At 76.8% G+C, this 25,947-nt stretch carries 23 protein-coding genes and 1 tRNA gene; 9 read left to right on the top strand and 15 right to left on the bottom strand.

Annotated elements, in window-relative coordinates; genetic code table 11:
* Positions 1-4: 4 nt before the first annotated feature.
* From JIG38_RS06765 to JIG38_RS06740, 6 genes are all read right to left on the bottom strand, one after another.
* On the bottom strand, positions 5-1,411 hold the full coding sequence (locus JIG38_RS06765; RefSeq protein ID WP_307844650.1) for a resuscitation-promoting factor: 1,407 nt from the start codon (positions 1,409-1,411) through the stop codon (positions 5-7).
* A gap of 338 nt (positions 1,412-1,749) precedes the next feature.
* Positions 1,750-2,952, bottom strand: a complete 1,203-nt coding sequence (locus JIG38_RS06760) for a resuscitation-promoting factor (protein ID WP_307844649.1) — start codon at positions 2,950-2,952, stop codon at positions 1,750-1,752.
* A gap of 199 nt (positions 2,953-3,151) precedes the next feature.
* Positions 3,152-4,093 (bottom strand): TatD family hydrolase, encoded by a 942-nt coding sequence (locus JIG38_RS06755; protein ID WP_199422992.1) that lies wholly within the window; start codon positions 4,091-4,093, stop codon positions 3,152-3,154.
* 4 nt (positions 4,094-4,097) lie between these two features.
* On the bottom strand, positions 4,098-5,900 hold the full coding sequence (metG, locus tag JIG38_RS06750; RefSeq protein WP_199422991.1) for a methionine--tRNA ligase: 1,803 nt from the start codon (positions 5,898-5,900) through the stop codon (positions 4,098-4,100).
* Positions 5,901-5,994: 94 nt separating this feature from the next.
* Positions 5,995-7,209 (bottom strand): PQQ-dependent sugar dehydrogenase, encoded by a 1,215-nt coding sequence (locus JIG38_RS06745; RefSeq protein WP_307844648.1) that lies wholly within the window; start codon positions 7,207-7,209, stop codon positions 5,995-5,997.
* Between the two features lie 164 nt (positions 7,210-7,373).
* Positions 7,374-8,147 carry a putative endonuclease domain-containing protein gene (locus JIG38_RS06740; RefSeq protein WP_199422990.1) on the bottom strand — a complete coding sequence of 258 codons (774 nt, stop codon included), beginning with the start codon at positions 8,145-8,147 and terminating at the stop codon, positions 7,374-7,376.
* 120 nt (positions 8,148-8,267) lie between these two features.
* Between JIG38_RS06740 and JIG38_RS06735 the strand changes: the two genes are divergently transcribed.
* Together JIG38_RS06735 and JIG38_RS06730 are read left to right on the top strand one after the other, a co-directional pair.
* The gene (locus JIG38_RS06735; protein ID WP_199422989.1) at positions 8,268-8,405 is read left to right on the top strand and encodes a hypothetical protein; all 138 of its coding nucleotides are present in this window, start codon (positions 8,268-8,270) and stop codon (positions 8,403-8,405) included.
* 111 nt (positions 8,406-8,516) lie between these two features.
* Positions 8,517-9,116, top strand: coding sequence for an isochorismatase family protein (locus tag JIG38_RS06730; protein WP_199422988.1), 600 nt, complete (start codon positions 8,517-8,519; stop codon positions 9,114-9,116).
* Positions 9,117-9,190: 74 nt separating this feature from the next.
* Here the strand turns inward: JIG38_RS06730 and JIG38_RS06725 are convergent, their stop codons facing one another.
* A complete protein-coding gene (locus JIG38_RS06725; protein ID WP_199422987.1) occupies positions 9,191-10,531 on the bottom strand; it encodes an aminotransferase class I/II-fold pyridoxal phosphate-dependent enzyme in 1,341 nt (446 codons plus the stop codon).
* A gap of 42 nt (positions 10,532-10,573) precedes the next feature.
* On the opposite strand from JIG38_RS06725, the gene JIG38_RS06720 reads away from it, so the two are divergent.
* A complete protein-coding gene (locus JIG38_RS06720) occupies positions 10,574-11,266 on the top strand; it encodes a pyridoxamine 5'-phosphate oxidase family protein (protein ID WP_199422986.1) in 693 nt (230 codons plus the stop codon).
* A gap of 67 nt (positions 11,267-11,333) precedes the next feature.
* Here the strand turns inward: JIG38_RS06720 and rsmI are convergent, their stop codons facing one another.
* A complete protein-coding gene (rsmI, locus tag JIG38_RS06715; protein ID WP_199422985.1) occupies positions 11,334-12,173 on the bottom strand; it encodes a 16S rRNA (cytidine(1402)-2'-O)-methyltransferase in 840 nt (279 codons plus the stop codon).
* A 67-nt stretch (positions 12,174-12,240) separates the two neighbouring features.
* Between rsmI and JIG38_RS20940 the strand changes: the two genes are divergently transcribed.
* Entirely contained in the window at positions 12,241-13,806 is a 1,566-nt protein-coding gene (locus tag JIG38_RS20940; RefSeq protein WP_199422984.1) for a dolichyl-phosphate-mannose--protein mannosyltransferase, read from the top strand.
* An 18-nt stretch (positions 13,807-13,824) separates the two neighbouring features.
* On the opposite strand, the gene JIG38_RS06705 is transcribed toward JIG38_RS20940, so the two are convergent.
* The 6 genes from JIG38_RS06705 to galU form a co-directional block, all read right to left on the bottom strand.
* Positions 13,825-15,432 (bottom strand): beta-N-acetylhexosaminidase, encoded by a 1,608-nt coding sequence (locus tag JIG38_RS06705; protein ID WP_233404560.1) that lies wholly within the window; start codon positions 15,430-15,432, stop codon positions 13,825-13,827.
* Between the two features lie 144 nt (positions 15,433-15,576).
* A tRNA-Ala gene (locus tag JIG38_RS06700) sits at positions 15,577-15,652 on the bottom strand.
* 41 nt (positions 15,653-15,693) lie between these two features.
* Positions 15,694-16,764 carry a hypothetical protein gene (locus tag JIG38_RS06695; RefSeq protein WP_199422983.1) on the bottom strand — a complete coding sequence of 357 codons (1,071 nt, stop codon included), beginning with the start codon at positions 16,762-16,764 and terminating at the stop codon, positions 15,694-15,696.
* 96 nt (positions 16,765-16,860) lie between these two features.
* A complete protein-coding gene (locus tag JIG38_RS06690; RefSeq protein ID WP_199422982.1) occupies positions 16,861-17,460 on the bottom strand; it encodes a GNAT family N-acetyltransferase in 600 nt (199 codons plus the stop codon).
* Positions 17,460-18,806 carry a molybdopterin molybdotransferase MoeA gene (locus tag JIG38_RS06685; protein ID WP_199422981.1) on the bottom strand — a complete coding sequence of 449 codons (1,347 nt, stop codon included), beginning with the start codon at positions 18,804-18,806 and terminating at the stop codon, positions 17,460-17,462. Before JIG38_RS06685 ends, JIG38_RS06690 begins: the two co-directional genes overlap by 1 nt.
* Before the next feature lie 10 nt (positions 18,807-18,816).
* The gene (galU, locus tag JIG38_RS06680) at positions 18,817-19,713 is read right to left on the bottom strand and encodes a UTP--glucose-1-phosphate uridylyltransferase GalU (RefSeq protein WP_199422980.1); all 897 of its coding nucleotides are present in this window, start codon (positions 19,711-19,713) and stop codon (positions 18,817-18,819) included.
* A gap of 214 nt (positions 19,714-19,927) precedes the next feature.
* On the opposite strand from galU, the gene JIG38_RS06675 reads away from it, so the two are divergent.
* Together JIG38_RS06675 and JIG38_RS06670 are read left to right on the top strand one after the other, a co-directional pair.
* A complete protein-coding gene (locus JIG38_RS06675) occupies positions 19,928-20,590 on the top strand; it encodes a 5-formyltetrahydrofolate cyclo-ligase (RefSeq protein WP_199422979.1) in 663 nt (220 codons plus the stop codon).
* A gap of 179 nt (positions 20,591-20,769) precedes the next feature.
* Positions 20,770-21,321, top strand: coding sequence for a DoxX family protein (locus JIG38_RS06670; RefSeq protein WP_199422978.1), 552 nt, complete (start codon positions 20,770-20,772; stop codon positions 21,319-21,321).
* 84 nt (positions 21,322-21,405) lie between these two features.
* Here JIG38_RS06670 and JIG38_RS06665 read toward each other — a convergent pair whose 3' ends face one another.
* A complete protein-coding gene (locus JIG38_RS06665) occupies positions 21,406-24,009 on the bottom strand; it encodes a penicillin acylase family protein (protein WP_199422977.1) in 2,604 nt (867 codons plus the stop codon).
* Positions 24,010-24,177: 168 nt separating this feature from the next.
* Between JIG38_RS06665 and JIG38_RS06660 the strand changes: the two genes are divergently transcribed.
* From JIG38_RS06660 to mscL, 3 genes are all read left to right on the top strand, one after another.
* Entirely contained in the window at positions 24,178-24,576 is a 399-nt protein-coding gene (locus JIG38_RS06660) for an FmdB family zinc ribbon protein (RefSeq protein WP_199422976.1), read from the top strand.
* A 120-nt stretch (positions 24,577-24,696) separates the two neighbouring features.
* Positions 24,697-25,407, top strand: a complete 711-nt coding sequence (locus JIG38_RS06655; protein ID WP_199422975.1) for an SAF domain-containing protein — start codon at positions 24,697-24,699, stop codon at positions 25,405-25,407.
* Positions 25,408-25,536: 129 nt separating this feature from the next.
* Positions 25,537-25,935 carry a large conductance mechanosensitive channel protein MscL gene (gene mscL / locus JIG38_RS06650; RefSeq protein ID WP_199422974.1) on the top strand — a complete coding sequence of 133 codons (399 nt, stop codon included), beginning with the start codon at positions 25,537-25,539 and terminating at the stop codon, positions 25,933-25,935.
* Positions 25,936-25,947 lie beyond the last annotated feature (12 nt).

Raw genomic sequence — 25,947 nt, 5'->3', positions numbered from 1 at the left:
AGGGTCAGCGCAGGCCCAGCTTCGACGAGCAGTGCGGCCACTGGCCCCAGCCGGAGCGCGCCTGGAGGATCATCGCGCGCTCGGTCTGCTCCGCCGGCGACGCCTGCGAGGGCAGGCCGGTCCCGCCGACCGACTCCCACGTGCCCACCGAGAACTGGTAGAGCCCGTGGTAGAGGCCGTTGCTCGAGACGATCGTCGGGTTGCCGCCCGACTCGCACTGCGCGAGCGCGGCCCACACGTCGCCCGTGGGCACCGCGCCGCCGTCCGCGGCGGGGGCCGCGGCGACCGGCGTCCGGCGGACGACCGGGCGCTCCTTGGTGCCCTCCTGCACGACCTCGGTGACGGGGAGGCGCGTCACCCCGTCGCTGAGCAGCATGCGGGACTCCTCGACGCCGTCCACCGTGACGACGCGGTGCACCGTCGCGCGCTCGCCGACGGCCCCGGCGACGGCCGTCCGGCTCTCGCCGGTGAACAGCTCGTCGGTCGGCTCCGTCACGCTCTCGAACGGCACCTCGGTCAGCGTGACCTGCTCCTGCGCGACGACGCGCTGCACGGTCACCGTGAGCGGGCCGTCGGCCGGCTGCGCGACGTGCACGCGGTCGAGCTCGCCGACCGTGAGGTCGAGGCCGGCCAGCACGTCGTCGAGGTCGGTCGCCTCGGCGACCTCGTGCGTCACGCCGTCGGCGACGACGGCGACCGGACCCGCGAGGGCCACCGGGAGCGCGGCGCGGCCGGTCGCGGCGGAGCGCGACGCGACCAGGCGGACGTCCTGCCCGCGCGCCTCGAGCGAGGCGAGCGCCTCGTCCGCGCTGAGGGCGGTGGTCCACACCAGGCTCTCCGAGCCGTCCGCGAGGACGGCGACCTGGCGCGCGTGCCGGACGACGATCTCGCCGCCGTCGCGCGGCTCCTCGTCGGGCCCCGGCGCGACGCGGTCGCGCTCCCCGACCTCGATGCCCTGGTCGGCGAGCACGGCCTCGATGCTGCCGGCGAACGTGCTCACCTCGAGCACCTGGCCGTCGACGTCGAGCGTCACGGTCTTGTGCGCGTCGGCGACGGCGTACGTGCCGCCCCCGAGCACGAGCACGGCGGCGACGGTCGCCGCGGCGAGGACGCGCGTGCGCCGCGTGCCGCGAGGGGCGTCGTCGGCGGACGGGGTGGTGCCCTCGCCCGCGTCGCGGACGCTCGGGGCGGGGGGCGGGGCGCCGACCGACGAGGCGGTGGCCTCGGAGCTCGTGGGCTCTGCGGTGGCGGTGGCGGTGGCCGTGGTGGCGCTGTCGCCGGTGGGGGTCAGGTCGGGCTCGGTGGCCGGGGCGGTCCCGGCGGGTCGGAGGGCGCGGAGGTCGAAACGGGTCACGGGGTTCCAGACGTCGTGCTGCCCGGGCACAGGGTCCTGGATCGCCGCGAGTCGCACGCGGCACCCGGCGGCGCCGCCCGTACGGGCGGGGCTGCCGGTCCGGACACCCTGATCCGGCCGTCACGGCGGGCCGGGGGGCGCGCCGGTCCCTCCACCGACGGGCGGTGCCGCGGCGGGGCCGGGGACACCCCGGGACCAGCACGCGGCTCGCCGGATCTCCGGGAGCGACATGCGACCGTAACCGATTCGTGATCTCACGCCAAGAGATGAGCGTCACACGACCGCTGCCGCACCGTCCGCGACCGCTTCAGGAACGGTTCACCTGGGGCGCCGAGCGCCGCGGCCTGGCCTCGCCGGCGCGGGCTGGCTGGGCCGGCACGGCCGGCACGGTCGGCTCAGTACCAGTTGCGCGCCTGCGAGTGCGCCCACGCGGCGCACGGCGTGCCGTAGCGGCCCTCGATGTAGCCGAGGCCCCAGGTGATCTGGGTCGCCGGGTTCGTCGCCCAGTCGGCGCCCGCGGTCGCCATCTTGGAGCCGGGGAGCGCCTGCGGGATGCCGTGCGCGCCGCTCGAGGCGTTGTGCGCGTCCGCGCGCCAGCCGCTCTCCTTGGTCCACAGGGAGTCGAGGCACGCGAACTGGTCCTCGCCCCACCCGCGGGCGAGGGTCATCTCGAGGCCGATCGCACGGGCCGTGCCCGGCTCGACGGGCGGCCCGCCCGGGGCCGTCGCGACGGCCTCGACGGGCTTGCTGCCGACCCGCACGACCTGGTTGACGGGCGCGGTGAGCACGGCCTCGGCGAGCACCGTGCGGCCGATCTCGACGCCGCCGACCTCGTACGCCACGAACGTCACCACGCGGCTGCCGTCGGCACCCGCGACCGCGACCTTCTCGGTGCCGACCACGAGCTCCGGGTCGTCCTCGCGCACGACCTCGAAGGGCATCGCCGTCGTCTCGGTGCGCGTCACGCTCGCGACGCGCGTGACGAGCACGGCGAGCCCGTCGACCGCGACGGAGTCGAGCGGGACCGACACCTGGTCGCGCTCGCCGAGGACCACGCCGGCCTCGAGGAGCACCTCGCGGACGGTCGACGCCGTCGTGCTCAGCTCGGTGACGGCGCCGTCGGCCGCGACCGTGACGGACTTGGGCGTCGAGAGGCGCAGCACGTCGCGGCCCAGGGGCGCCGACCGCGACGCCGAGGCGCGGACGCCGTCGCGCAGGCCCAGGTCCGCGAGGATCTCGTCGACCGTGAGCGCCGTCGTGACGATCGTGCTCCGCTCGCCGTCGACCTCGATGACGACCTCGCGCGCGTGCCGGACGACGATCTCCGCGTCGTCGGCCACGAGGCTGGCGGGCGCCGGGGCGACGAGGTCGTCGCCGGACACCGCGACGCCGTGGCCGGCGAGGACGTCCTCGACGGTGCGCCCGAAGGCCGAGACGGTCGTGACCTCGCCGTCGACGTCGAGCGTCACGGTCTTGTGCAGGACGGCGAACGCGCTCGTCCCGCCGACCACCATCGCCAGCACCACGGCCTGCGCCGCGAGGCGCCCTCGCTCGGTCCACCGGCCGTCGGGCCGGAGCGCGATCGAGGGGAGGCGCACGTGGGGGTCCTGTCGTCGGGGGCACGGACGCGGACCGCTCCGGCCCTCGGGGGGCCGTGGACGCGGGGCGTCCGGGGGTGGTCCGGCAGACGACGGTAACGGAAAGGACACGACGACGGGTAGTCGAGCACGGCGTCTTCACCCGCGGCGTCCGGCGTGTCGCGATGCGGACACGCCGTGGACCACACGGGCCGAGCGGTCACCAGGGACCGTAGACCTGCTCCGCGGTCGTCCACACCGTGCGGCACAGCACCTCGAGGTCGACGTCGAGCTCGGGCGCGACGGCGCGCGCCGTGACGGCGACCGTGTACGGCGCGTTGGGGCGCCCGCGGAAGGGGTGCGGGGTGAGGTACGGCGCGTCCGTCTCGAGGAGCACCTGGCCGAGCGGGACGGCGCGCAGCGCCTCGCGGAGCCCGTGCGAGCCGCTGAAGGTCACCGGCCCCGCGAACGACAGGTACCAGCCGCGCTCGGCGCAGTGCCGGGCCATCGCGGCGTCGCCCGAGAAGCAGTGGAACACCGTGCGCTCGGGGGCGCCGTCGCGCGCCAGGACGTCGAGGACGTCGTCGTGCGCGTCGCGGTCGTGGATCTGGAGCGCGAGGTCCAGCTCCTTGGCGAGAGCGACGTGCGCGCGGAACGCCTCCACCTGCACGGCACGCCCACGCTCCCCCGTGCGGAACAGGTCGAGCCCCGTCTCGCCGATCGCGCGCACCCGGTCGGTCGAGCGCGCGATCGCCGCGATCTCCGCGAGCGCGTCGTCGAGCGGCACCTCGTGGTGGTCGCGCGGGTCCGGCTCGAGGCCGTCGGGTCCCACCTCGCGCACCCCCGCGTGGAGCGGCACCTCGTTGGGGTGCAGCGCGACGGCGCCGAGCACGGCCGGGTGCACGGGCACGCCGTCCTGCACGCGCACGACGTCGGCCGTCCACCGGGCCGCAGGCAGGTCGCAGCCCACCTGGACCACGCGGGTCACGCCCGCGCGCGCCGCGCGCTCGAGGTGCTCGGCGAGCGACGGCGGCGTCGGCCCGCCGTCGAAGCCGCCCGCCCCCGGGGCCGGGTGGTCCAGGTGCGTGTGGTCGTCGACGAGGGGGTGCGGCAGCGGCTCCGGTTCCGGGGGCCAGCCGCGGTCCCGCGACCGTCCGGCCACCGCCTCAGCCCTCCGCGCGCAGGCGGTCGAGCTCCTCCTCGACGATCGAGTCGTCGAGCTTGCGGAAGACGGGGCTCGGCGCGCCCACGGCCGTCCCCGGGACGAGGGGCACGCTCTCCCACGCCGCGAGCGTCTCGCCGCGCCGGTAGTCGCCCGTGATGACCGGGTAGTGGCGCGAGTCGTCGTCGAGGTCGGTGACCTCCTCGATCCGCGGCAGCGGCGAGACGGTGCCCGTGCCGCCGAACGCCTCGTGCACCGCCTGCGCGGAGTGGGGCAGGAACGGCGAGAGCAGGGTGCGGCAGTCGCTGATGGCCTGGGCGGCGGTGTGCAGCACGGTCCCGAGGCGCTCGCGCTGGTCCGGGCCCTTGAGCTTCCACGGCTCGGTCTCGGACAGGTAGCGGTTGGCCTCGGTGACCAGGCGCATCGCCTCGCTGACGGCCGCGCGCTGGCGGTGCGCGCCGACGAGGTCGCCGACGGTCGTGAACCCCTGCCGGGTCGCGTCGAGCAGCGCGGTGTCGACGGGCTCGGGCGACGCGGCCGGCGGGATCTCGCCGAAGTTCTTGTGGATGAGGTTCGCAGTGCGGTTGACGAGGTTGCCCCAGCCGGCGACGAGCTCGTCGTTGGTCCGGCGCTGGAACTCCGCCCACGTGAAGTCCGTGTCCTGGTTCTCGGGGCCCGCGACCGAGATGAAGTAGCGCAGGGCGTCCGGCTGGTAGCGCGCGAGCATGTCCCGCACGTAGATGACGACGCCGCGCGACGACGAGAACTGCTTGCCCTCCATGGTGAGGAACTCGCTCGAGACGACCTCGGTCGGCAGGTTGAGGTTGCCGAACCGCCCCGGCTGCCCGCCGCGGGAACCGCGGCCGTCGTAGCCGAGCAGCTCGGCCGGCCAGATCTGGGAGTGGAAGGTGATGTTGTCCTTGCCCATGAAGTAGTACGAGCGCGCCTGCTCGTCGTTCCACCAGGCGCGCCAGGCGTCGACGTCGCCCGTGCGCCGGGCCCACTCGACCGACGCCGAGAGGTAGCCGATGACGGCGTCGAACCACACGTAGAGGCGCTTGTTCGGGTTGTCCGACCAGCCGTCGATCGGGACCGGGATGCCCCAGTCGATGTCGCGCGTCATGGCCCGCGGGCGCACGTCGGCGAGCAGGTTGAGCGAGAACTTGAGCACGTTGGGCCGCCACGCGTCGCGCGTGCGCAGCCAGGCCTCGAGCGCGTCGACGAGCGCCGGCAGGTCGAGGAAGAACTGGTTGGACTCGACGAAGGTCGGCGTCTCGCCGTTGATCCGGCTGCGCGGGTTCCTGAGGTCGATCGGGTCGAGCTGGTTGCCGCAGTTGTCGCACTGGTCGCCGCGGGCGCCGTCGTACCCGCAGATCGGGCACGTGCCCTCGATGTAGCGGTCGGGCAGGGTGCGGCCGGTCGAGGGCGAGATCGCGCTCATGGTCGACTTCTCGACCATGTAGCCGTTCTGGTGGACGGTCCGGAACATCTCCTGCGCGACGGCGTGGTGGTTGCGCGTCGTCGTGCGCGTGAAGAGGTCGTAGGAGAGGCCCAGCTTGGTGAGGTCCTCGACGATGACGCGGTTGTAGCGGTCGGCGAGCTCCTGCGCGGTGGCGCCCTCCTTGTCCGCCTGGACCAGGATCGGCGTGCCGTGCTCGTCGGTGCCCGAGACCATCAGCACGTCGTGGCCCGCCATGCGCATGTACCGGCTGAAGACGTCGGAGGGGACGCCGAACCCGGCGACGTGTCCGATGTGGCGGGGGCCGTTGGCGTAGGGCCAGGCGACCGCCGAGAGGATGTGGGCCATGGGGCCAGATCCTAGTGAGCGGACGCGCGCCGGCCCGCCGAGGTCCGCGGACGCCCGGGCGGCGTGAGGACCGCGCGGGCGGCCGGTGCCGGCCTCACCCGGGCGCCGGCGGCAGGAGGCGGACGAGCCGGTCGTCACCTGGGCGCGCCTCGCCGCGGCCGTCGGTGTTCTGCGTGAGGACCCACAGGGCGCCGTCCGGGCCCGCGACGACGTCGCGCAGCCGCCCGAGGTCGAGCGACGCGGTGGGCTCCGCGTCGGGGGTCGCCGCGTCGACGAGGCCGACGGTCCACAGGCGCGCGCCGCGCAGGGCCGCGACGTGCACGGCGTCGCCCGCGACCGCGATCCCGCTCGGCGAGGCCTCGTCGGTGGTCCAGGTGACGAACGGGTCCACGAGGCCCTCGCGACCGCCGACGCCCTCGACGAGCGGCCAGCCGTAGTTGGCACCGGGCTCGATCCGGTTGAGCTCGTCGGTCGTGTCCTGGCCGAGCTCGCTCGCGAGCAGCGTGCCGTCGGGCGTCCACGCCAGGCCCTGGACGTTGCGGTGCCCGAGGCTCCACACCACGCTGCCCGGGTCCGGGTTGCCGGGCGCGGGCTCGCCGTCGGCGGTGAGGCGGAGGATCTTGCCCGCGAGGCTGGTCGGGTCCTGCGCGGAGGCCGGGTCACCCGCGTCGCCCGTGCCGACGTAGAGGCGGCCGTCCGGGCCGAAGGCGAGGCGTCCGCCGTCGTGGTTGCGGGCCGCGGGGATGCCCGTGAGCACGGGCTCGAGCGCGCCGAGCGTCGCGTCCTCCTCGAGGCGCGCGCGCACGACCTCGTTCCCGGCCGCGGTCGTGCGGTAGAGGTAGACCAGCCGGTCCTGGGCGACGTCGGGCGAGACGGCCACGCCCAGCAGCCCACCCTCGCCCTCGGCGCGGGTGGAGGCGACGAGCTCCTCCGCGCCCGGTCCGGTGAGGGCAGCGGCCCCCTCGGCGGTGACGAGCAGCACCTGAGCGGGGTCGCGCAGGGTCACGAGGAACGCCCCGCCGGGGAGGAACGCCAGGCCCCACGGGGTGACGAGGCCCGTGAGCACGTCGGTGGGCTCGGCCGTCGCGGGCGCGAGGGCGGGCCCGGCGGGGAACGCCGCGGCGTCGGCGGACGGGCTCGGGGCCGCGGTCGCGTCGTCGGTCGCGTCGTCGGTCGCGGCACCGCCGGGCGTGTGCAGCGAGGGCTCGGGCGCCGGCGCCGTGCAGGCGCCGAGGCCGGTGAGGAGCGCGACGCCCGCGGCGGCGACCGCGGCCCGCCCCCACCGCCCCGCGCACCCGCCGACGTCCACGTCCCCACCCTCCCCCGCGCCCCGGCCCCCCACAACCGACGCGGCCCGGCCACCCGCCGGCGCCCGGCAGTGCGGAGTGCGGTGCGCGGGGCGCGCGGCGCACGGGGCAGCAGTGACGCATCGTGCGCCGTCGAGCTCCGCCGAGTGCTCTCCCGCCCCATCGGTCACGAGCGCCGCACGACCCGTCGACGGACCGCATCGCGGTCGTCCAGCTGCGCGAGCACGCTGCAGACCTCGAGGACGGCGCGGGCCGTCTCGTGGACGGCGTCGTCGTAGGCGAACCGCAGCACCGGGAGCCCGAGGAGGGTCGCCGTCCGGTCCCGGCGGCGGTCCTCGCGGAACGCGCGACGGTCGCCGTGGTAGGCGAACCCGTCCACCTCGACGAGCAGCACGCCCTCCACGAGCAGGTCCACGCGGCCGACGCCCTCCACCACGACCTGCGGCTCGACGCGCAGGCCTGCTCCCGTCAGACCGAGCCTCAGGAACGTCTCGGGCAGCGACTCGCTCCGCGCGTCGGCGAGGCGCAGGACACGGTCGAACGTCACCTTGCCCGCCCGCGGCCGGTACCGAGCCAGGTCGGTCGGGTCCGCCAGGAGGCGGAGCCGCAGTGCGGCGTCGGTCGCGGCGACGACCTCCCGCAGAGGGAGGCAGCCGACGGCATGCGCCAGTGCGAGCGCCACGGGCGCGACCAGGCGGTGCCGAGTCGTCGGGGCCGTGGCGTCCCAGTGCAGCACCGTCGCAGCGGGGAGCAGGCCTGCCCTGGGCGCCCCGCGCCGGCGAGGGAGGCACACGTGCGGGGCGGGTCTGCTGTCGAGCAGGGGCAGACCGGCGGCCGCGAGCGCCGAGACGCAGGTCACCGCCCCGCCCACCCGGCGGGCCGCGACCACCGCGGGTGCGGTTCCCGGCAGCGCGTAGAGGCCGGTGCCCTGCCGGCTCACAGCACCCGTGTCCACCAGAGCACGGAGCTGCCGGGCGTCGACCGACGTCCGGACGAGCTCCGACCTGCGAAGGCAACCGTCCGCGGCACGCAGGCGTTCCACGAGGTCCACGCCCGCAGGATGTCGACGTCGCGCCGGGGCGTCGGCGACGGACCCCCCGACCTGTGGACGGCCGACATCCGGATCCACCGGGGACGACTGGCCGTCCCGGAGGCGCGCCGGCCCGGCACGGACGTGCGGCGCACGGTGCAGGAGTGAGAGGAGTGGTCCTCTGGTCGGCGCGGACGGCCCCGGCGGCACCGCGAGCACCATGCGCCGCACGTCCGGGCAGGCGCCGCGAGGCGGCGGGCTGGCTCCTAGGGTGGAGGGATGAGCCTCGAGACCTCGTCCGCGCGCAGGGCGCTGCTCGTCGTCGACGTGCAGCCGACGTTCTGCGAGGGGGGTGCGCTGCCGGTCGCCGGCGGGGACGCCGTCGCGCGGGCCATCGCCGAGCACGCGCGCGACCGCCGCGCCGAGTACGCGCTCGTCGTGACCACGCAGGACTGGCACGTCGACCCGGGCCGCCACTTCGCGACGCCGCCCGAGGAGCCGGACTACGTCGACACGTGGCCGCCGCACGGCGTCGCCGGGACGGCGGAGGCCGAGCTGCACCCCGCGCTCGCCGACCTGCGCCCCGACGCGAGCGTCCGCAAGGGCGCGTACCAGGCGGCCTACTCGGGCTTCGAGGGCACCGACGACGACGGCCGCGACCTGGCCACGATCCTGCGCGAGGCGGGCGTCACGGAGGTGGACGTCGTCGGGATCGCCGAGTCACACTGCGTGCGGGCGACGGCGCTCGACGCGATCGGGCTCGGCCTGCGGACGCGCGTCCTCACCGACCTCACCGTGCCGGTCACGCCCGAGCAGGGCGCCGCGGCGCGGGCCGAGCTCGCGGCCGCAGGCGCCGTGCTCGTCCCCTCGACCGCCTGACCCGCACGCCGCTCCCGGGGCGCTCCGCACCATCGCCCCGGCGCCCGACCGCCGGCGCTCCCCGAGCCGGGTGCTCAGGCCGAGAACGCGCGCCCCGTGCCCGCGACCGCCTCGGCGACGGCCGCGGCGAGGGGCTCGACGTCGTCCGCGGCGAGGGGCCCGACCGTGATCCGCACCCCCGGCGCCGACGCGAGCCGGTAGAGCGACCCGGGCGCGACGGCGATGCCGCGGTCACGGAGCGCCGCGACCGTGCGCGTCTCGTCGCGCACGGGGACCCACACGTTCACGCCGGTGCGCCCGGACGCCGGGACGCCGTGGCGCGCGAGCGCCGCCACCAGGGCGCTGCGCCGCGCCGCGTACTCGTCGCGGGCGCGGGCCACCTCGGCCCGGACGGCGGGGTCGGTCCAGAGCTCGACGACGAGGCGCTGGAGCAGCGTCGACACCCAGCCCGCGCCCAGCCGCATGCGGCCCACCACACGCGCGACGGTCGCCTCGTCGCCGGCCAGGACGGCGAGCCGCAGGTCGGGGCCGTAGGGCTTGGACACCGACCGGACGAACGCCCAGGCGTCCGTGGCGCCGGCGAGCGGGCGCAGCGGGACGGGCGAGAGCTCGGCGGCATGGTCGTCCTCGACGAGCAGCGTGGCCGGGTGCCGCGCGAGCACGTCGCGCAGCGCGGCCGCGCGCGCGGCGCCGACGGCGGCACCCGTGGGGTTGTGGGCGCGGGCCGTGACGACGACGGCGCGCGCGCCCCGGTCGAGCGCGCGTCGCAGGCCGTCGGGCGTGGGGCCGTCGTCGTCGACCGGGATTGGCACGGGCTCGAGCCCGAGCGCGGCGACGAGGTCGAGCAGGTTCGCCCAGCCCGGGTCCTCGACCGCGACCCGGTCCCCCGGCCGCAGGTGCGCCGAGAGCAGGCGCTCGATCGCGTCCAGCGCGCCGGACGTCACCGTCAGGCCGGCGTCCGGCACGACGACGCCGTCGGCCGCGAGCCGCGTGCGGGCGAGGTCGCGGAGGGCGGGCAGCACGCCCGCCTCGCGGTACCCGCCCGGCGGGCCGGCGGTGGCGGCGACGCGCGCGAGGGCCGCGGCGTGGTCGGGCAGCAGTCGCGGGTCGGGCGCGCCGGAGGCGAGGTCGAGCGTCCCGTCCGGGACCGCGAGGTCGCGCGACGCCCGGCTGTCGACGGCGGGCCGGTGCCGGACGCGCGTCCCGGCGCGGCCCGCCGTGCTCACCACGCCGCGACGCCGGAGCTCGCCGTACGCCTTCGCCACGGTCGCCGCACTGACGCCGAGGTCGGACGCGAGCGCGCGGACCGTGGGCAGCGCGTGCCCCGGCGCGAGGGCGCCGGTGCGCACGGCCTGCTCGACGTCGGCGGCGATCTCCGCGGACGTCGATCCCGAGTACCGGTATTGTTCTGGCACAGACACGTCTTTGTTATAGCACAAAGGACAGCGAGGAGCATCGTGACCGCGACGACGACGCCCAGCCCCGCCACCGGCACGGCCCGGGCGACCGGGACGACGAGGACCTACGAGCGCACCGCGCGCACGACCGCGACCCGCACGCGGGACCGCATGAGCTACGACCGCGCCGCCGCCCACGCCGTGCTCGACGAGGCCTGGCACTGCGACCTCGCCTTCGTCGTCGACGGCGAGCCGCGCGTGCTGCCCACGCTCCACGTCCGCATCGGCGACGTGCTCTACGTCCACGGCTCGACGGGCGGGCGTCCCCTGCTCGCGGCCCGCGGCGAGGGGCTGCGCGTGTGCGCGTCGGTGACGATCCTCGACGGCATCGTCTACGGCCGCTCCCAGTTCCACCACAGCGCCAACTACCGCTCCGTCGTCGTCCACGGGGTCGCGACGCTCGTGGCCGACGACGACGCCAAGCGCGCCGTGCTGCACGCGCTCGTCGAGCGGACCGGCGCCGGGCGGGCGGCGGACAGCCGGCCGCCCAGCCGGCGGGAGCTCGCCGAGACCGCGGTCCTCGCGCTCCCGCTCGAGGAGGTGTCGGTCCGCGCGCGCACGGGCGGCGTGCGTGACGAGCCCGAGGACCTCGCCCTGCCGCACTGGGCCGGCGTCGTGCCGCTCCGGACCGTGGCGGGTGCGCCCGAGACGGACCCCGACGTCACCGCCCCGGTGCCCGCCTACCTGCGCTGACGCCCACGCGCCGCGGCCGCCTCGGGTGCGGCGGGGACGCGGGGGCCGGCCCGGCCGCGCGGCGCCGTCAGCCCTGGCGGCCCGCGAGCGCGGCCGCGTAGAGCTCGCGCTTGGCGACGCCCGCGGCCTCCGCCACCGCGGCGACGGCGTCCTTGAGGCGCTCGCCGCCGTCCGCGCGCGCGAGCACCTCCGCGACGAGGTCGCGCGTCGAGGCGGGCGCGGCCACCGGTGCGCCGCCCACGACGACGGCGATCTCCCCGCGCACCTCGCGGTCGGACCACGCGACGAGCTCGGCGAGCGACCCGCGCACGACCTCCTCGTACGTCTTGGTCAGCTCGCGGCACACCGCGGCGGGGCGGTCGTCGCCGAACGCGTGCGCCATCGCCGCGAGCGTCGCACCGAGGCGGTGTGGCGCCTCGAAGAAGACCATCGTGCGCCGCTCGCGCTCGAGCTCGGCGAGCACGCGCGACCGCTCGCCGGCCTTGCGCGGGGGGAAGCCCTCGAACGTGAACCGGTCGGTCGGCAGGCCCGAGACGGCGAGCGCGGCGAGGACGGCGCTCGGCCCCGGCGCCGTCGTCACGGGGAGGCCCGCCTCGACCGCGGCGCGCACGAGGCCGAACCCCGGGTCCGACACCGTGGGCATGCCGGCGTCGGACACCACGAGGACCGTCCCGCCCCCGCGCACGACGTCGAGCAGCTCGGCCGCGCGCGACGCCTCGTTGTGCTCGTGGTGGCTGACGACCCGCCCGGTGGGCCGGACGCCCAGGCGCTGCGCGAGCGCCGCGAGCCGCCGCGTGTCCTCCGCGGCGACGACGTCGGCCTCCACGAGCAGGCGGCGCAGGCGCGGGGAGGCGTCCTCGGCGTCGCCGATGGGCGTGGCCGCCAGCACGATCCGGCCCGTCGTCATGCCCGCCAGGCTAGGCCGTCCGGCGGGCGTGCCCGCCACGCAGGGCCGCGTGTCCTAGCCTGACCGCGTGCCGCTCACCGACCGCGCCCCGCGCCCGGTCGCCGAGCGCCACGCCGCACCCGCCGTCCGTACCGGGGTGGGCGCGCTCGAGCGCCTCGGCGGCTGGCCCGCGACGCTCGCGGTCGCCGGCGTGGCCGCGGCGCTCCGCCTCCCGGCGCTCGACCGTCCCCGCGCGCTCGTGTTCGACGAGACGTACTACGTCAAGGACGCCTGGACGCTGCTCCAGCTCGGCTACGAGGGCCAGTGGCCCGCGGACCCCGACCCGGCGTTCGAGGCGGGCGACGTCGACTCCTACCTCACCGAGCCGAGCTACGTCGTGCACCCGCCCGTGGGCAAGTGGGTCATCGCGGCGGGGATGCGCCTGCTCGGCGCGCAGGACCCGGTCGGCTGGCGCCTGGGCACCGTGGTGGCCGGCGTCCTCGCCGTCGTCCTGCTCGTCCGGGTCGGCCGCCGCCTGCTCGGCTCGACCGCGCTCGGCGCGCTCGCCGGGCTGCTCCTCGCGCTCGACGGCACGGCGATCGTCCTCTCGCGCACCGCGCTGCTCGACGGTGTCCTCACCACGCTCGTCCTCGCCGGCGCGGCCGCGCTGCTCGTCGACCGCGACCGTGCGGCGGCACGCCTCGCCGCGGCGACCGGGCCGCCGCGCGCGCCCGCCCGCTGGGGACCGTGGTCCCTGTGGCGACCGTGGCGCGTCGTCGCGGGCGTGATGCTCGGGCTCGCGGTGGGGACCAAGTGGAGCGCGCTGTGGTTCGTCGCGCTGCTCGGCCTCCTCACGGTCGCGTGGGACGCGTCCGCCCGGCGCCGGGCCGGCGTCGTGCTGTGGTGGCAGGGCACCCTGCTGCGCGACACCGTGCCCGCCTTCGTGGCCCTCGTGCCGGTCGCCGCGGTGACGTACGTCGCGACCTGGGCGGGCTGGCTCGGGACGTCGGGCGGCTACGGCCGGTCCTGGGCGGCCGACCACCCGGGCGAGGGCGTGACATGGCTGCCCGAGCCGCTGCGCGCGCTGTGGCAGTACCACCAGCAGATGTGGACGTTCCACACGACGCTCGACGCCGAGCACCCCTACGCCGCGCACCCCGCGGGCTGGCTGCTCCAGCTGCGGCCGACGTCGTTCTTCTACGAGGCGCCCGGCCCGGCGCAGCAGGTGTGCGGCGCGGACCGCTGCTCGCAGGCCGTGACGTCGCTCGGCAACCCGTTCGTCTGGTGGCTGGGCGTCGCCGCGGTCGTCGCGTGCGTGTGGTGGGCCGTGCGGCGCCGGGACGCGCGCGCGGCCGTCGTCGTCGGCGGGGTGGCCGCGGGCTGGCTGCCGTGGTTCGCCTACACCGAGCGCGCGATCTTCACCTTCTACGCCGTCGTCCTGCTCCCGTGGCTCGCGCTCGGCGTGGCGCACGCCGTCGGGCGGCTCCTCGCCTGGGCCGACGACGAGCCGCGGCGCTCGACCGTGCGCACGGGCCTCGTCGCGCTCGCGGTCCTCGTGCTCGCCGCGACGGTGTTCTTCTGGCCGGTGTGGACCGGCCAGGTCGTCACCTTCCGGATGTGGCAGCTGCGCCAGTGGCTGCCGCGCTGGGTGTGAGTCCCGGCGGGTGAGCCGTCAGCGTCCCGCGGACCAGGGCACCTGTGGCGAGCGGTACCACGTGTACCCGCGCTCGTCCCACCGGGCCGTCTGCCGCGGCAGGCGCGCCGCGAACGAGTCCCACCCTCGGGCGTCCGCACGCGACCACGCCACCTCGGCCACCGCGGCGAGCCGCGGCAGCAGGAGGAGGAACAGGTCCTCGGACGTCCGCACGGTCTCCGTCCACAGCGCCGCCTCGACGCCCAGGACCCGGTCCGCGGGGACCCCGGGCAGCACGTCGAGCGGCTCCCACTCGTAGCTGTCCCGCACCTCGACGTGCCCGGCCCACTCGAGGCCGACGGGCGTCGCCGCGTCGTAGCGCATGTCGAGGTAGACCCGGGTCGCGGGCGAGAGCACGACGCGGGCGCCGTGCGCCGCCGCGCGCGTCACCTCCTCCGCGCCCTCCCGCTCGTCCCAGTACTGCACGACGGCGCTCGCGAGCGCCTCCTCCAGCGCGGGACCCTCGCCCGGCGCAGGCGGGCCGTCGAGCGCGGACGCGACCTCCTGCCAGCCCACGACCGTCTTGCCCGCCGCGGCGAGCTCCTCGACCGCGGCGCGCACGAGGGCGCGGTACTCGGCGGGCTCCATGGTGAGGACCTCGTCGCCCCCGACGTGCACCCACGGCCCGGGCGTCATCGCCGCGACGTCGCCCAGCACGTCGTGCAGGAACGGGCGGGTCGCGGGCAGGTCGACGTGCAGGCGGCTGAAGCCGACGTCGATGCCCGTGTAGGCGCGCGCGGGGCGGCCGCTCGGCGTCAGCTCGCCCAGCGCGTGGAGCGCGGCGTTGACGTGCCCGGGCAGGTCGATCTCGGGCACGACCGTCACGTGCCGCGACGCCGCGTAGCCGAGCAGCTGCGCCCAGTCCTGGCTCGAGTAGTACCCGCCCGGGTCCCCGCCCACGGCGGTGAGGCCCGACACCGCGGCGAGCGCGGGCCGCGACGGCACGTCGAGGCGCCAGCCCTGGTCGTCCGTGAGATGCAGGTGCAGCACGTTGAGCTTGAGCGACGCCATGAGGTCGAGGACCCGGAGCAGGTCGGGGACGCCGAAGAAGTGGCGCGCGACGTCGAGGCACAGGCCGCGCCAGGCGAACCGCGGGTGGTCGACGACGAGCTGCGGCGCGACGGTCCACGTCGCGGGCTCCGCGCCGGGCACGGCGCACTGCTGGAGCGTGTGCGCGGCGTGGAGGAGGCCGGCGCCCGAGACGGCGGTGAGCACCGCGCGGTCGGCCGTCACGTCGATCCGGTACGCCTCGTGCGCGAGCGACGCATCGGTGCCCGCGGGCACCCCGACCGTCGCGGCGTCCGCGAGCGCGAGGACGACGGAGCCGGGCGTCCCGTCGTCCTCGTGCAGGACGGCCACGGGCACGTCGCTCAGGCGGTGCAGCCGGCTCGCGGCCATGACCGCGACGGCGACGGCCTCGGTGCTGCCGTCGGTCACGACGCGCACGCCCGGGCCGATGACGAACGGGTCACCGGTGCGGGCCTCGACGTGCGCCGGCACCGGGACCGCGAGGTCACGCGCGGTGCCCGGCTGCTCGCTCTCGGACGACGGCGCCACGACCCCGCCCGTAGGCGTGCCCTCTGCCAACCGGGCTCCTCCCCGACGCGCCGCGGACCCATCGACCCGCGGCTCCCGGCCCCCTGCGGCGCGGTGCAGGAAGCCTAGCCGAGCGCGCCGACAGGCCGGGCGGACGGCGAAGGCCCCGCATCCGGACGGATGCGGGGCCTTCGGTGGTGGAGCTGAGGGGATTCGAACCCCTGACCTTCTCATTGCGAACGAGACGCGCTACCAACTGCGCCACAGCCCCGGAAGCGAGGACAAGATTAGCACCCGTCGAGGGGTGCCACGTCACTCGCCCGACGCGCGGCGCCGTGCCAGCACGGCGTCGAGGTCGAGGCCACCCGTCGCAGGGGCGCGCTCGGCGCGGCTGGCGGACGCGGCGGGGCGCTCGGCCGTGCTGTGGTCGGTCGTGGCCCGCGCAGCGGGGGCCTCGACGTCCGACGGGGCGGGCAGCGGGGCCGGCTCAGGGCGGCGCGCCTCGGGCTTGAGCGTGTACGTCGGGCGCGGCACCGGCACGGGGAGCCACGCGGGACCGGGCGCCGGGGTCTCCGCCTCGCGGCGCGGCGCGGGCGCCGTCGCGCGGGCGGCCGGAGCCGACGCGGCCGCGACGGTCGCCGCGGCCTCGGCGAGGGCGACCGACATGCCTGCCGCCACGGGGACGCGCGGCACGCGTGCCATGACCTCGGTCACCGCGTCGGACGGGCGCACCGCGCGCCCGACGACGCTCGGCGCCCGGCGCGGCGCGGGCAGGCGGTAGGGCTCACCCTCCTCCCACGCGGCGTCGGCGCGCGCCGCGGCGACCACGGCGCGACGACCGGCGACGAGGACGGCGGCCAGCAGGACCGAGGGCACGATCCCGACGGCGACGGGCAGGGTCAGCAGGGGCACGAGCACCCACGCGACCGGGACGGCGACGAGCAGCAGGGCCGTCAGCGCCGCGCGCCGCCGCGCGGACGCGGACCGGCGGGCGAGGTGCGCCGCGCGTCCCGCGTGCTCGGCCGCGGACCGGCGCACCAGGTCGGCGGCGACGCGGTCGCTCAGTCCGTGCGGTCGCTCCATCGGGCTCACTCCTCGTCGTGCGCGCTCGTCGTGTCTCGCCGGGTGCAGCCGGAGCGGCTCGGTGCGTCCGGGGACCGGGGCCACGCCGTGCGACCCCCGCCCCGCCGAGCCGTCCGCCCGACGCCCGGGCGCCCTGCCCGCGCGCGCCGGCCGGAGCACGTGGACCACGCGCAGACGCTCCGAGAAGCGGTCGTCGGCGCGGGCCTCGAGCAGCTGCTGGCGGTGGCGCAGGTGGTGCGGCACCAGGTATGCGATCCAGAGCCCGGCCACGGCGATCACCACGATCCCGGCCTGGTTCACGGCACGACGGTAGGTCCGCGGCGCGCGCCGCGACCGGACGGTGGGCGGCGTGTCGGCCGACGAACTACACCCGTGTGGTTCCGCGGCGCGCGACGGTCAGGGCGTGCGGCTCGCCCGCCACCGCGCGAGGAGCCCCTCGGGCACCTCCTCGGTCGTGACCGCGAAGGTGCGGTGGTCGCACCACTGGCCCTGGATGTGCAGGAACCGCTCACGCACGCCCTCGTCGCGCAGCCCGAGCTTGGCGACGACGCGCAGGCTCGGCTCGTTCTCCGGCCGGATGTTGATCTCGATGCGGTGCAGGCCCACGGGGCCGAAGCAGTGGTCGACGGCCATCGCGACCGCGGTCGGCATGATGCCGCGCCCCGCGACGTGCTGGCTGATCCAGTAGCCGATGCTGCCCGAGCACAGGGAGCCCCGGACGATCGTCGACACGGTGAGCTGCCCGACGAGCTCGCCCCGGTACTCCACGACGAACGGGAGCGCGGACCCCTGCCGGGCCTGCGCCGCGAGCGTCCGGACGAACTCGGGGAAGCTCGGCGGCTGACCCGTGAACGGCTCGGGCGACGTCGCCTCCCACGGCTCGAGCCAGGCCGCGTTGCGCATGCGTGCGGCGAGCCACGCGCGCGCGTCGCGCCGCCGGAGCGGCCGCAGCACGACGTCGCCCTCGCGCAGCACGACGGGCCAGCCCCGTGCCATCAGCCCTCCAGCACGAGGCACGCGAGCGTGTCCCCCGCGCGCACCACGGTCGTGTCCTCGCCGACGACGGCCAGGGCGTTCGCCGTCGCGAGGTCGGTGAGCGCGGGCGCCGCCGGGTCCCCCACGGGAGCCACGACGTACCCCTCCGTCGGCGAGCCGGTGACCGTCGCCGGGACGAACTGGCGCAGGCCACGCGGCGAGGCCCACGACCGCGCCGCCGCGGCGCGCACGGACGGCCGGAAGAGCTCGGGCTGGCCCGCCATCGCGCGCAGCGCCGGCCGGACGAACACCTCGAAGGACACGAGGGCCTCGACCGGGTGGCCGGGGAGGGCGAACACCGGCACCCCCGCGTCGCGGCCCCCGCCGGCGCCGGCGTCGCCCCTGCCGTCACCGCCGTCCCCGCCGTCACTGCCCTCCCGCAGCGTCGACGTGCCCCCGCCCGACGCCGGCCAGAGCGCCTCCTCGTCCGACGGCAGCACCGTGCCGAACCCCTGGCGCCGGCCGGGCGTCATCGCGACCTGGTCGAAGCGCACGGTGCCCAGCGGCGCGAGCACGTCGGTCACCGTGTCCCACGGCCCGTCGCTCAGCCCGCCCGTGAGCAGGAGGAGGTCCGCCCGGACGAGCTGGTCGGCGAGGACCTCGCGCAGCGCGTTGCGGTCGTCGCCCACCGGCCCGACGCGCACGGCCGTCGCTCCCGCCTCCCGCACCGCGGCGGCGAGCGCGTGCGCGTCGGCGTCGTGCACGGTCCCGGGGCGCGCGAGGCGGCCGGGCTCGACGAGCTCGTCCCCCACGGTCACGACGACGACGCGCGGCGCGGGGTGCACGCGCACGCGGCCCCGGCCCACGGCCGCGGCGAGGGACAGGTGCCGGGCCCCGAGCCGCGTGCCCTCCCGCAGGACGACGCTCCCGGCCGCGGCGTCGTGGCCCACCCGCCGGACGTTCTCGCCCGGGTCGGCCCCGCCGCGCACGACGACGCGCGCCCGGCCCCGGTCCGTCCGGGCGAGCGGCACGACCGCGTCGGCCCCCTGCGGGAGCGGGCCGCCGGCCGCGACGAGGACCGTCGCGCCGGGCACGAGCCGCAGCGCCACGGGCGCCGTGACGGGCGCGTCGTCGACGACCGGCAGCGTGACGTCGGGCACGGGGGCGGGGCCGCCGCGCGCGCCGACGTCGGCGGCGCGGACCGCGTAGCCGTCCCGTGCGGCGACCGCGCGCGCCGGCACGTCGGCCGGCGCGGTCACGTCCTCGGCGAGGATGCACCCGTCGGCGTCCGCGAGCACCACGTCCAGCGGGACCACGGGCCGGGCGGCGTCGAGGACCGCGGCCAGGTGCTCGGAGACTGATCTCATAGACCGGCCATCATGTCAGCGTCTGCACGTACTCCGTGAGCCAGGCGCGCAGGTCGGGGCCGAGGTCCGGCCGGTCGGCGGCGATCCGCACGACGGCCTTGAGGTAGTCGAGCCGGTCCCCCGTGTCGTAGCGCCGGCCGCGGAAGACGACGCCGTACACGCCGCCCCCCTGCTCGGCCGGCATGCCGGCGAGCGTCGCGAGCGCGTCGGTGAGCTGGATCTCCCCGCCGCGCCCCGGCTCCGTGCGGTCGAGCACGTCGAACACCGCCGGGCTGAGCACGTAGCGCCCGATGACGGCGAGGTTGCTCGGCGCGTCCGCCGCGTCGGGCTTCTCGACCAGGCCGGTGATCCGGACCTGGTCGGCGTCGTCGCCCTCGAGGGGCTCGACCGCCGCGCACCCGTAGAGGTGCACCTGCTCCGGGTCCACCTCGAGGAGCGCGACGACCGAGCCGCCCGTGCGCTGCTGGAGGGCGATCATCGTCGGCAGGACCGGGTCCCGCTCGTCGATGAGGTCGTCGCCCAGGAGGACCGCGAAGGGCTCGTCGCCGACGTGGTGGCGCGCGCACAGCACCGCGTGGCCGAGGCCCTTGGGCTGGCCCTGGCGCACGAAGTGCACGTTCGCGAGCTCGGTCGAACGGCGGACCTCGGCGAGACGCTTCTCGTCGCCCTTGGCCTCGAGCGCGGTCTCGAGCTCCGGGACGGAGTCGAAGTGGTCGGCGAGCGTGCGCTTCGACCGGCCGGTGATCATGAGGACGTCCTCGAGCCCCGCGGCGACGGCCTCCTCCACCACGTACTGGATGGCGGGCTTGTCGACGACCGGCAGCATCTCCTTCGGGGTGGACTTGGTCGCGGGCAGGAACCTCGTCCCGAGTCCGGCGGCAGGGATGACGGCTTTGCGGATGCTCATGGCGGGAGGCTAGTCCGATCGGGGGACACGGGCGTCTCCGGGAGGTGAACGCCGGGGGTCGGGGGCGCGTGACGTCCGCCACGTCGCGCGGGGCGTCCGGCTGCCCGGACGCCGGGCCCCCCGGCCGGCCCCCGCCCCGCCGTCGCCGCGCCCCGGACCGTCCACGGACCGTCGGTCCGTGACCCCCTGAGGAGTTCTTTGCGATGATGTGACCATGAGCAGCACCGGCCAACCCTTCCCGGACCGCATGGCGCGGCTCAGCCCGGCGGAGCTCAAGGAGCAGCTGCGCCGCGCGATCCGCGCCGAGCGCGACCGCGCGACGCCGCGCGCCCGGGCCCGTGCCGCGGCCGGGTTCGCCCACGTCGTCGGCGACCTCCCGCAGGTGCGCGAGGCGTCCGTGGTCGCGGCCTACGTCGCCCGGCCGGCCGAGCCGGGCACCGTCCCGCTGCTCGAGCGCCTGGCGCGGCGCGGCACGAAGGTCCTCCTGCCGGTGCTCGGCACCGGCCTGCAGCGGGACTGGGCCTGGTTCACCACGGCCGAGGACCTCCGCGTGCGCGCGCCCGGCCGCCCGCCCGAGCCGTCCGGCCCCACCGTGGGCGCCGAGGCGGTCGCCGAGGCCGACGCGGTCATCGCACCCGCGCTCGCGGTCGACACCTCGGGCGCCCGGCTCGGCCAGGGCGGCGGCTGGTACGACCGGGTCCTCACCCACGTCGGCCCCCGCACGCCCGTCGTCGCCATGGTGTTCGACGACGAGGTCTACGACGCCGCGACGCACCCGCTCCCCCACGAGCCCCACGACCACCGCGTCGACATCATCGCCACGCCGACGGGCTGGCAGTGGGTCGAGGGCACCCCGCGCCGGCCCGACGGCGCCTGAGCCGGCCGTCGCAGCGGACCGCGCGGCGGTCGCCGCCGCCCGTCCCGGGACCGAGGTCCCGCGGACCTAGGGCCCTTTCGGGCCCCCTCCGGTGCGGCGGACAGTGGACGCAGAGCCCGGTGCGACCGGGTTCCCGGGCGGCGGAGACACCGCACCCGGCCCGTCCTGGGGAGGTCCTCATGTCGAACACCGCCGTCTCGACCCGCGCCCCCGCCGCACGCGCGACGGTCTACCAGGAGGAGGTCGTCACGAGCGGCCTCGCCCGCAAGGTCCTCGCCGTCGCGCGCATCACGATCGGCTTCACGTTCCTCTGGGCGTTCCTCGACAAGACGTTCGGCCTCGGGTTCGCGACCCCCGCCGAGCGCGCCTGGCTCAACGGCGGCACCCCCGCCCAGGGCTTCATCAAGGGCATCGAGGGACCGTTCGCGGGGTTCTTCCAGGTCTTCGCCAACCCGTTCGGCGACATCCTGTTCATGGTCGGCCTGCTCGGCATCGGCGTCGCGCTCGTGCTGGGCGCCGGGCTGCGCATCGCCGCCGTCACCGGCACGCTGCTCATGCTCTTCATGTACCTCGCCGAGGCGCCGTTCGCGCTCGGCGGCAACAACCCCGTGGTCGACTCGCACTGGCACGAGGCGCTGCTGCTGATCATCGCGGCCGTCACGCTCTCGGGCGACACGTGGGGGGTCGGGCGGACCTGGGGCCGCATGGTCGGCAACAGCTGGCTGCGCTGACCCGTCGCACGACCGGGGCGGGTGCCGTGACGGCACCCGCCCCGGTCGTGCGTCCCGCGCTCGTGCGTCAGGCGCCGCCCTCCGTCAGGCGTCGCCGGCCGTGGGGCGCAGGACCAGCTCGCGCACCGCGGCCTCCGCGACCGCCTCACGGCTGAACGGCCACGGGAACGTCTCCCCCGCGGCCCAGGCGCCGAACTGGTCGGTGTAGTGGACGCTGCCCGGGTGGCCCGACGCGCCCGTGAGGTTGACCCAGGTGGACGCGTCGAGGTCCCCGAGGTCGACGACCATGCGCATCGACGGCGCCGACGTGACGGCGAACGACCCGCTCGCGGCGTCCCACGCGGTCGCGTCCACGATCGACGACCCGCCGCCCACAGGCTGGGGGGTGGGGTTGACCAGCCGCCGGACCAGTGTCGGCACGCCCTCGCCGCCGAGGACGGGGTGCCCCGGGGCCGCCGTGTGCAGCCGCCCCCACTGCCAGTCGCCCGCGTCCTTGCCGAGGTCGACCGTGAGACGCAGGCGCGCCGTCGTGAGCGAGCGGGACAGGATCTCGTCGCGGCTCTCGACGACGTTGACCGTGCGCCGGTCGTCCCACCACGGGTTGTCCGGCTGCTCGAGCAGGCGCACGACCACCTCGAGCCACCGGCTGTCGCCGCTCGGCCACGCCTCCTCGGGCAGGTCGTCCCAGAAGGTCAGCTCGAGGACCGTCGCCCACACGGCGGAGAAGTAGGCCGCGGCCGCCGACTCGGGGACCTGCTCGTGGTCCCAGTCCCGCAGGAGGTCGACGCCCTCCTCGGTGAAGTCGTCGGCCACGGGCGCCTCGAGCAGCGCCGGCACCAGTGCGTCCGCGTAGGGGCTCCACGTGTCGGACTGGAAGCTCGACATGGCTCCCGCGTCGAGCGGGATCCCCGCCGTCACTGCCTCCTCGATGAGGGCGCGGATGCGCTGGGCGCGGTAGCCGTAGTCCCAGTCGCTCGTGAGGAACGGCCCCTGGCCGGCGGCGGTGACCGCCTGGTTCGCGGCGACGACGTAGCCCTCGGCGGGGTTGACGACGGCCGGCAGGCTCGCCGGGTCCACGACGCCCTGCCAGTCGTAGCGCGAGTCCCAGCCGGGGCGGGGCCAGGTGCCGTCGGTGGGGACGGGCGCGTCCGCGACGCGCTGGCGCACGGGGATGCGGCCAGGGGCCTGGTAGCCGATGTCGCCGTCGACGGTCGCGAAGACGATGTTCTGCGACGGCACGTCGAAGAGCGCCGCGGCCTCGGCGACGTCGGCGGCGTCGCGCGCGGTCATCATCGCGATGACCGCGTCGGCCGTGCGGCCCGGCTCGAGCGCGGTCCAGCCCAGCGCGATCTCGGGCACGCCGCGACCGCCCTCGGGCATCGGCGCGGCGACGAGGCGTCCGACGTCGAGCGCGTCGGAGACGATCGGGCCGTGCACGGTCGAGCGGACCTCGATCTCGACCGGCTCGCCGCCGTTGACCTCGATGACCTCGGTGCGCGTGTCGAACGGCACCTGCTCGCCGTCGCGCAGGTAGGTGCCCTCGTCGGGGTCCGTGCGCTCGACGAAGAAGTCCGTGACGTCGGCACCGAGGTTCGTGAGCCCCCAGGCGAGGTCGGCGTTGTGGCCGATGATGACGCCCGGGTACCCGGCGAACGTGAAGCCGGAGACCTCGAAGGGGCAGTCCGGGCCGACCTCGGTGCAGTAGAGACCCATCTGGGCCCAGATCCCCGGGGCCGAGATCGACAGGTGCGGGTCGTTGGCGAGCAGCGGCAGCCCGGACACGGTGTGCTCGCCGGACACGACCCACGAGTTGGAGCCCGTGCCGTCGCCCTCCCCGAGCAGGTGGGGGACGGCCGCGAGCGCGGCCTCGGCCGCGTCGAGCGCCTCCTGGACGCCGGGCGAGAGCAGCACGGTGGGCTCGGTCGCCGCGGCCTGGTCGGCGCCGTCGGCCGCGGGATCGACGGGCGCGGACACCGCGGCGACGGCGCCCACGATCGGCAGGTTCGTCTCCTGCGGGTACCGCGGGAAGAGCTCGTTGACCCGCGCGACGTCGCGCACGGTCGAGTACGTGAGGGCGCGCGCGAGCTCGTCGTCGTAGTTGCCGCGCAGGTCCCAGGCCATGGCCTTGAGCCAGACCAGCGAGTCGATGGGGTCCCACTCCTCGGGCGCCGCGACGTCGACCTGCAGGCCGAGCACCGTGTACTCCACGCCGAGGGCCTCCGCGGGGCGCTCGGCGAGATAGGCGTTGACGCCCTCGGCGTACGCCTCGAAGTACGAGCGCGTCTCGGCGTCGAGGCCCGACCACTCCTCCTCGGCGACGTCGCGCCAGCCGAAGGTGCGGATCACCGTGTCCGCGGCGAGCGCGTCCTCGCTCTCCCCGACGAGCTCGGACAGGCGCCCGGCGGTGACGTGGCGCCGGTAGTCCATCTCGAAGAAGCGGTCCTGCGCGTGGACGTAGCCCTGCGCGCGGAAGAGGTCCTCGGCGGTCGAGGCGTAGAGGCTCGGCACGCCGCGGGCGTCCCGCTGCACCGTCACCTCGGCGTCGAGTCCGGGGAGGTCGGCGCCGCCCGCGTCGTCCGGGAGGGGACGGCGGACCACGGTCGCCACGAGCGCGACGACCACCACGAGGGCGAGCACGACGACGGCCGCGGTACCGACGAGGAGGCGCAGGGCACGACGACGAGGCACGCGGCGAGCCTATCCGCCGAGGGGGGCGCCCCCGGTCCGGGCTCCCGGCGACGCGCCCGGCGCGCACGTCGTACCATTGGCACTCGGATGAGGCGAGTGCCAGCCTCCCGGCGCCCCGGGGCGGGCGCCGGCGGAGCGGCCGTCGCCGCCGACGACCTGGAGGAACCAGTGCCCACCTACTCGTACGCGTGCACGGTCTGCGACCACCGCTTCGACGCGCAGCAGGCCTTCAGCGACGCCGCCCTGACCGAGTGCCCGCAGTGCCAGGGCCGTCTGCGCAAGCTCTTCGGCAACGTCGGGGTCGTCTTCAAGGGCTCGGGCTTCTACCGGACCGACGCGCGCAAGGACGGCAAGAGCCCGGCCGCGTCGGGCTCGTCGTCCGGCGGCACGTCCACGAGCACGGGCTCGACGCCGGCCCCCGCGCCGGCGACCGCGGGTGCGGCCTCGTCCTCGGGCGGCTCGTCGTCGGGCGGCTCCTCGTCGGGCAGCTCCTCCTCGGGCGGCTCGTCCTCGGGCGGCTCGGCGGGCGGGTCCTCGTCCGGCGCGGGCGCGACCGCCGCGCGCTGACCCGCGGGCGGCCGCACCGAGGCACGCCGGCGTCGTCCCCAGGCCGGCGCGGCGTCGCGCCGTCCCCAGGCCGGACGGTCCTCGCGCGGCCAGCCCCGGCGACGCGCCTAGCGTCGCCGGGTGCCCGCCGCCCGACCCCCCCGACTGCTGACCCTGCGCGTCCTCGCGTGGCGCGCGCGGCGAGCGACCGCCCTGCTCGCCGTCGCGGTGCTCGCGCTCGCCGTGGCGCGGACGCTCGCGCCGCCGCCCCCGCCGACCGTCGACGTCGTCGTCCTGGCACGTGACGTCGCGGCAGGGTCCGCCCTCGAGGCCGCGGACGTGCGCGTGCAGGCCGTCCCGCGGTGCTGCGTGCCCGCGGCCGCCCTGACGGCCGAGGACGCCGTGGTCGGACGCACCGTCCTCGTCAGCGCGCCGGCGGGCCTGCCCGTGGTCGACGGGCTGCTCGCGGGGGACCGGTTCGACGTCGACCCGCCCCCGGGCACGGTCGTGGTCCCGGTCCGCCTCGGCGGGGCGACGGCGCCGCTCCTGCGACCCGGCGACCGCGTCGACCTCGTCCCGACGGCTGGGTCGTGGGACGCCACGGTCCCCCGGGACGGGCCCTGCTCCGCCGTGCCCGAGGTCGGCTGCCAGGCGCCCGTGGGGGGCACCACGCCCGTGCTCGCCCGTGGCGCGCTCGTGCTCGAGGTGCCCGAGGCGGCGGCGGGAGGCGCGCTCGGCCTCGCGGCTCCCGCGGGCGAGCCGTCGGCGGTGGTCGCCGTCACGCCCGAGGAGGGCCGCGCCCTGGCGTCGGCGTCCGCCGCCGGCGCCCTCGGCGCGGTGCTCGTGGGGTGATCGCCACGAGCAACGCCCATCGGGGAGGCGCGGTGCGGCGCCGCGCCGCGCCGGACGGAGCCTGGTCGGGCCGCGGCGCGGGTGGGAGGATCCGAGCGCCAGCGTGCCCGTCACCCGGAAGGACCTCTCGTGATCACCGGCTTCAAGAACTTCATCCTGCGCGGCAACGTGGTCGACCTGGCGGTCGCCGTCGTCATCGGCGCGGCCTTCGGCGCGGTCGTCACCGCCCTCGTCGACGGGCTGCTCAACCCGATCGTGGCGCTCATCGTCGGCGACACGGACCTCACGCAGGTCCTCACGTGGGCGGTCGGACCGAACGACACCGTGATCTCGATCGGCCTCATCCTCGACGCGCTGCTCAAGTTCGTGCTCGTGGCGCTCGCGATCTACCTCTTCATCATCGTTCCCATGAACCGCCTCGCCGAGCGCCGCAAGGCGGGCGCGGAGCCCGAGCCGCAGGCGCCGGCCGAGGACGTCCTCCTGCTCCAGGAGATCCGCGACCTGCTCGCCGCGCGTCGCGACGTCTGAGCGGACCCGCCG

It is taken from the genome of Actinotalea solisilvae (assembly GCF_016464425.1).
GTDB classification, from domain to species: Bacteria; Actinomycetota; Actinomycetes; order Actinomycetales; family Cellulomonadaceae; genus Actinotalea; species Actinotalea solisilvae.
Note: the sequence above shows the minus strand (reverse complement) of the source record. Positions and strands in the feature narration are given on the sequence as shown.

Excerpts from the sequence above, each read along its gene's own strand:
- rsmI (WP_199422985.1), bottom strand. The coding sequence starts at position 12,173 with ATGACGACGGGCCGGATCGTGCTGGCGGCCACGCCCATCGGCGACGCC.
- JIG38_RS06670 (WP_199422978.1), top strand. The coding sequence starts at position 20,770 with ATGTCGAACACCGCCGTCTCGACCCGCGCCCCCGCCGCACGCGCGACG.
- metG (WP_199422991.1), bottom strand. The coding sequence starts at position 5,900 with ATGGCCCACATCCTCTCGGCGGTCGCCTGGCCCTACGCCAACGGCCCC.
- galU (WP_199422980.1), bottom strand. The coding sequence starts at position 19,713 with ATGAGCATCCGCAAAGCCGTCATCCCTGCCGCCGGACTCGGGACGAGG.
- JIG38_RS06730 (WP_199422988.1), top strand. The coding sequence starts at position 8,517 with ATGAGCCTCGAGACCTCGTCCGCGCGCAGGGCGCTGCTCGTCGTCGAC.
- JIG38_RS06735 (WP_199422989.1), top strand. The coding sequence starts at position 8,268 with ATGTCGACGTCGCGCCGGGGCGTCGGCGACGGACCCCCCGACCTGTGG.
- JIG38_RS06690 (WP_199422982.1), bottom strand. The coding sequence starts at position 17,460 with ATGGCACGGGGCTGGCCCGTCGTGCTGCGCGAGGGCGACGTCGTGCTG.
- JIG38_RS06685 (WP_199422981.1), bottom strand. The coding sequence starts at position 18,806 with ATGAGATCAGTCTCCGAGCACCTGGCCGCGGTCCTCGACGCCGCCCGG.
- JIG38_RS06675 (WP_199422979.1), top strand. The coding sequence starts at position 19,928 with ATGAGCAGCACCGGCCAACCCTTCCCGGACCGCATGGCGCGGCTCAGC.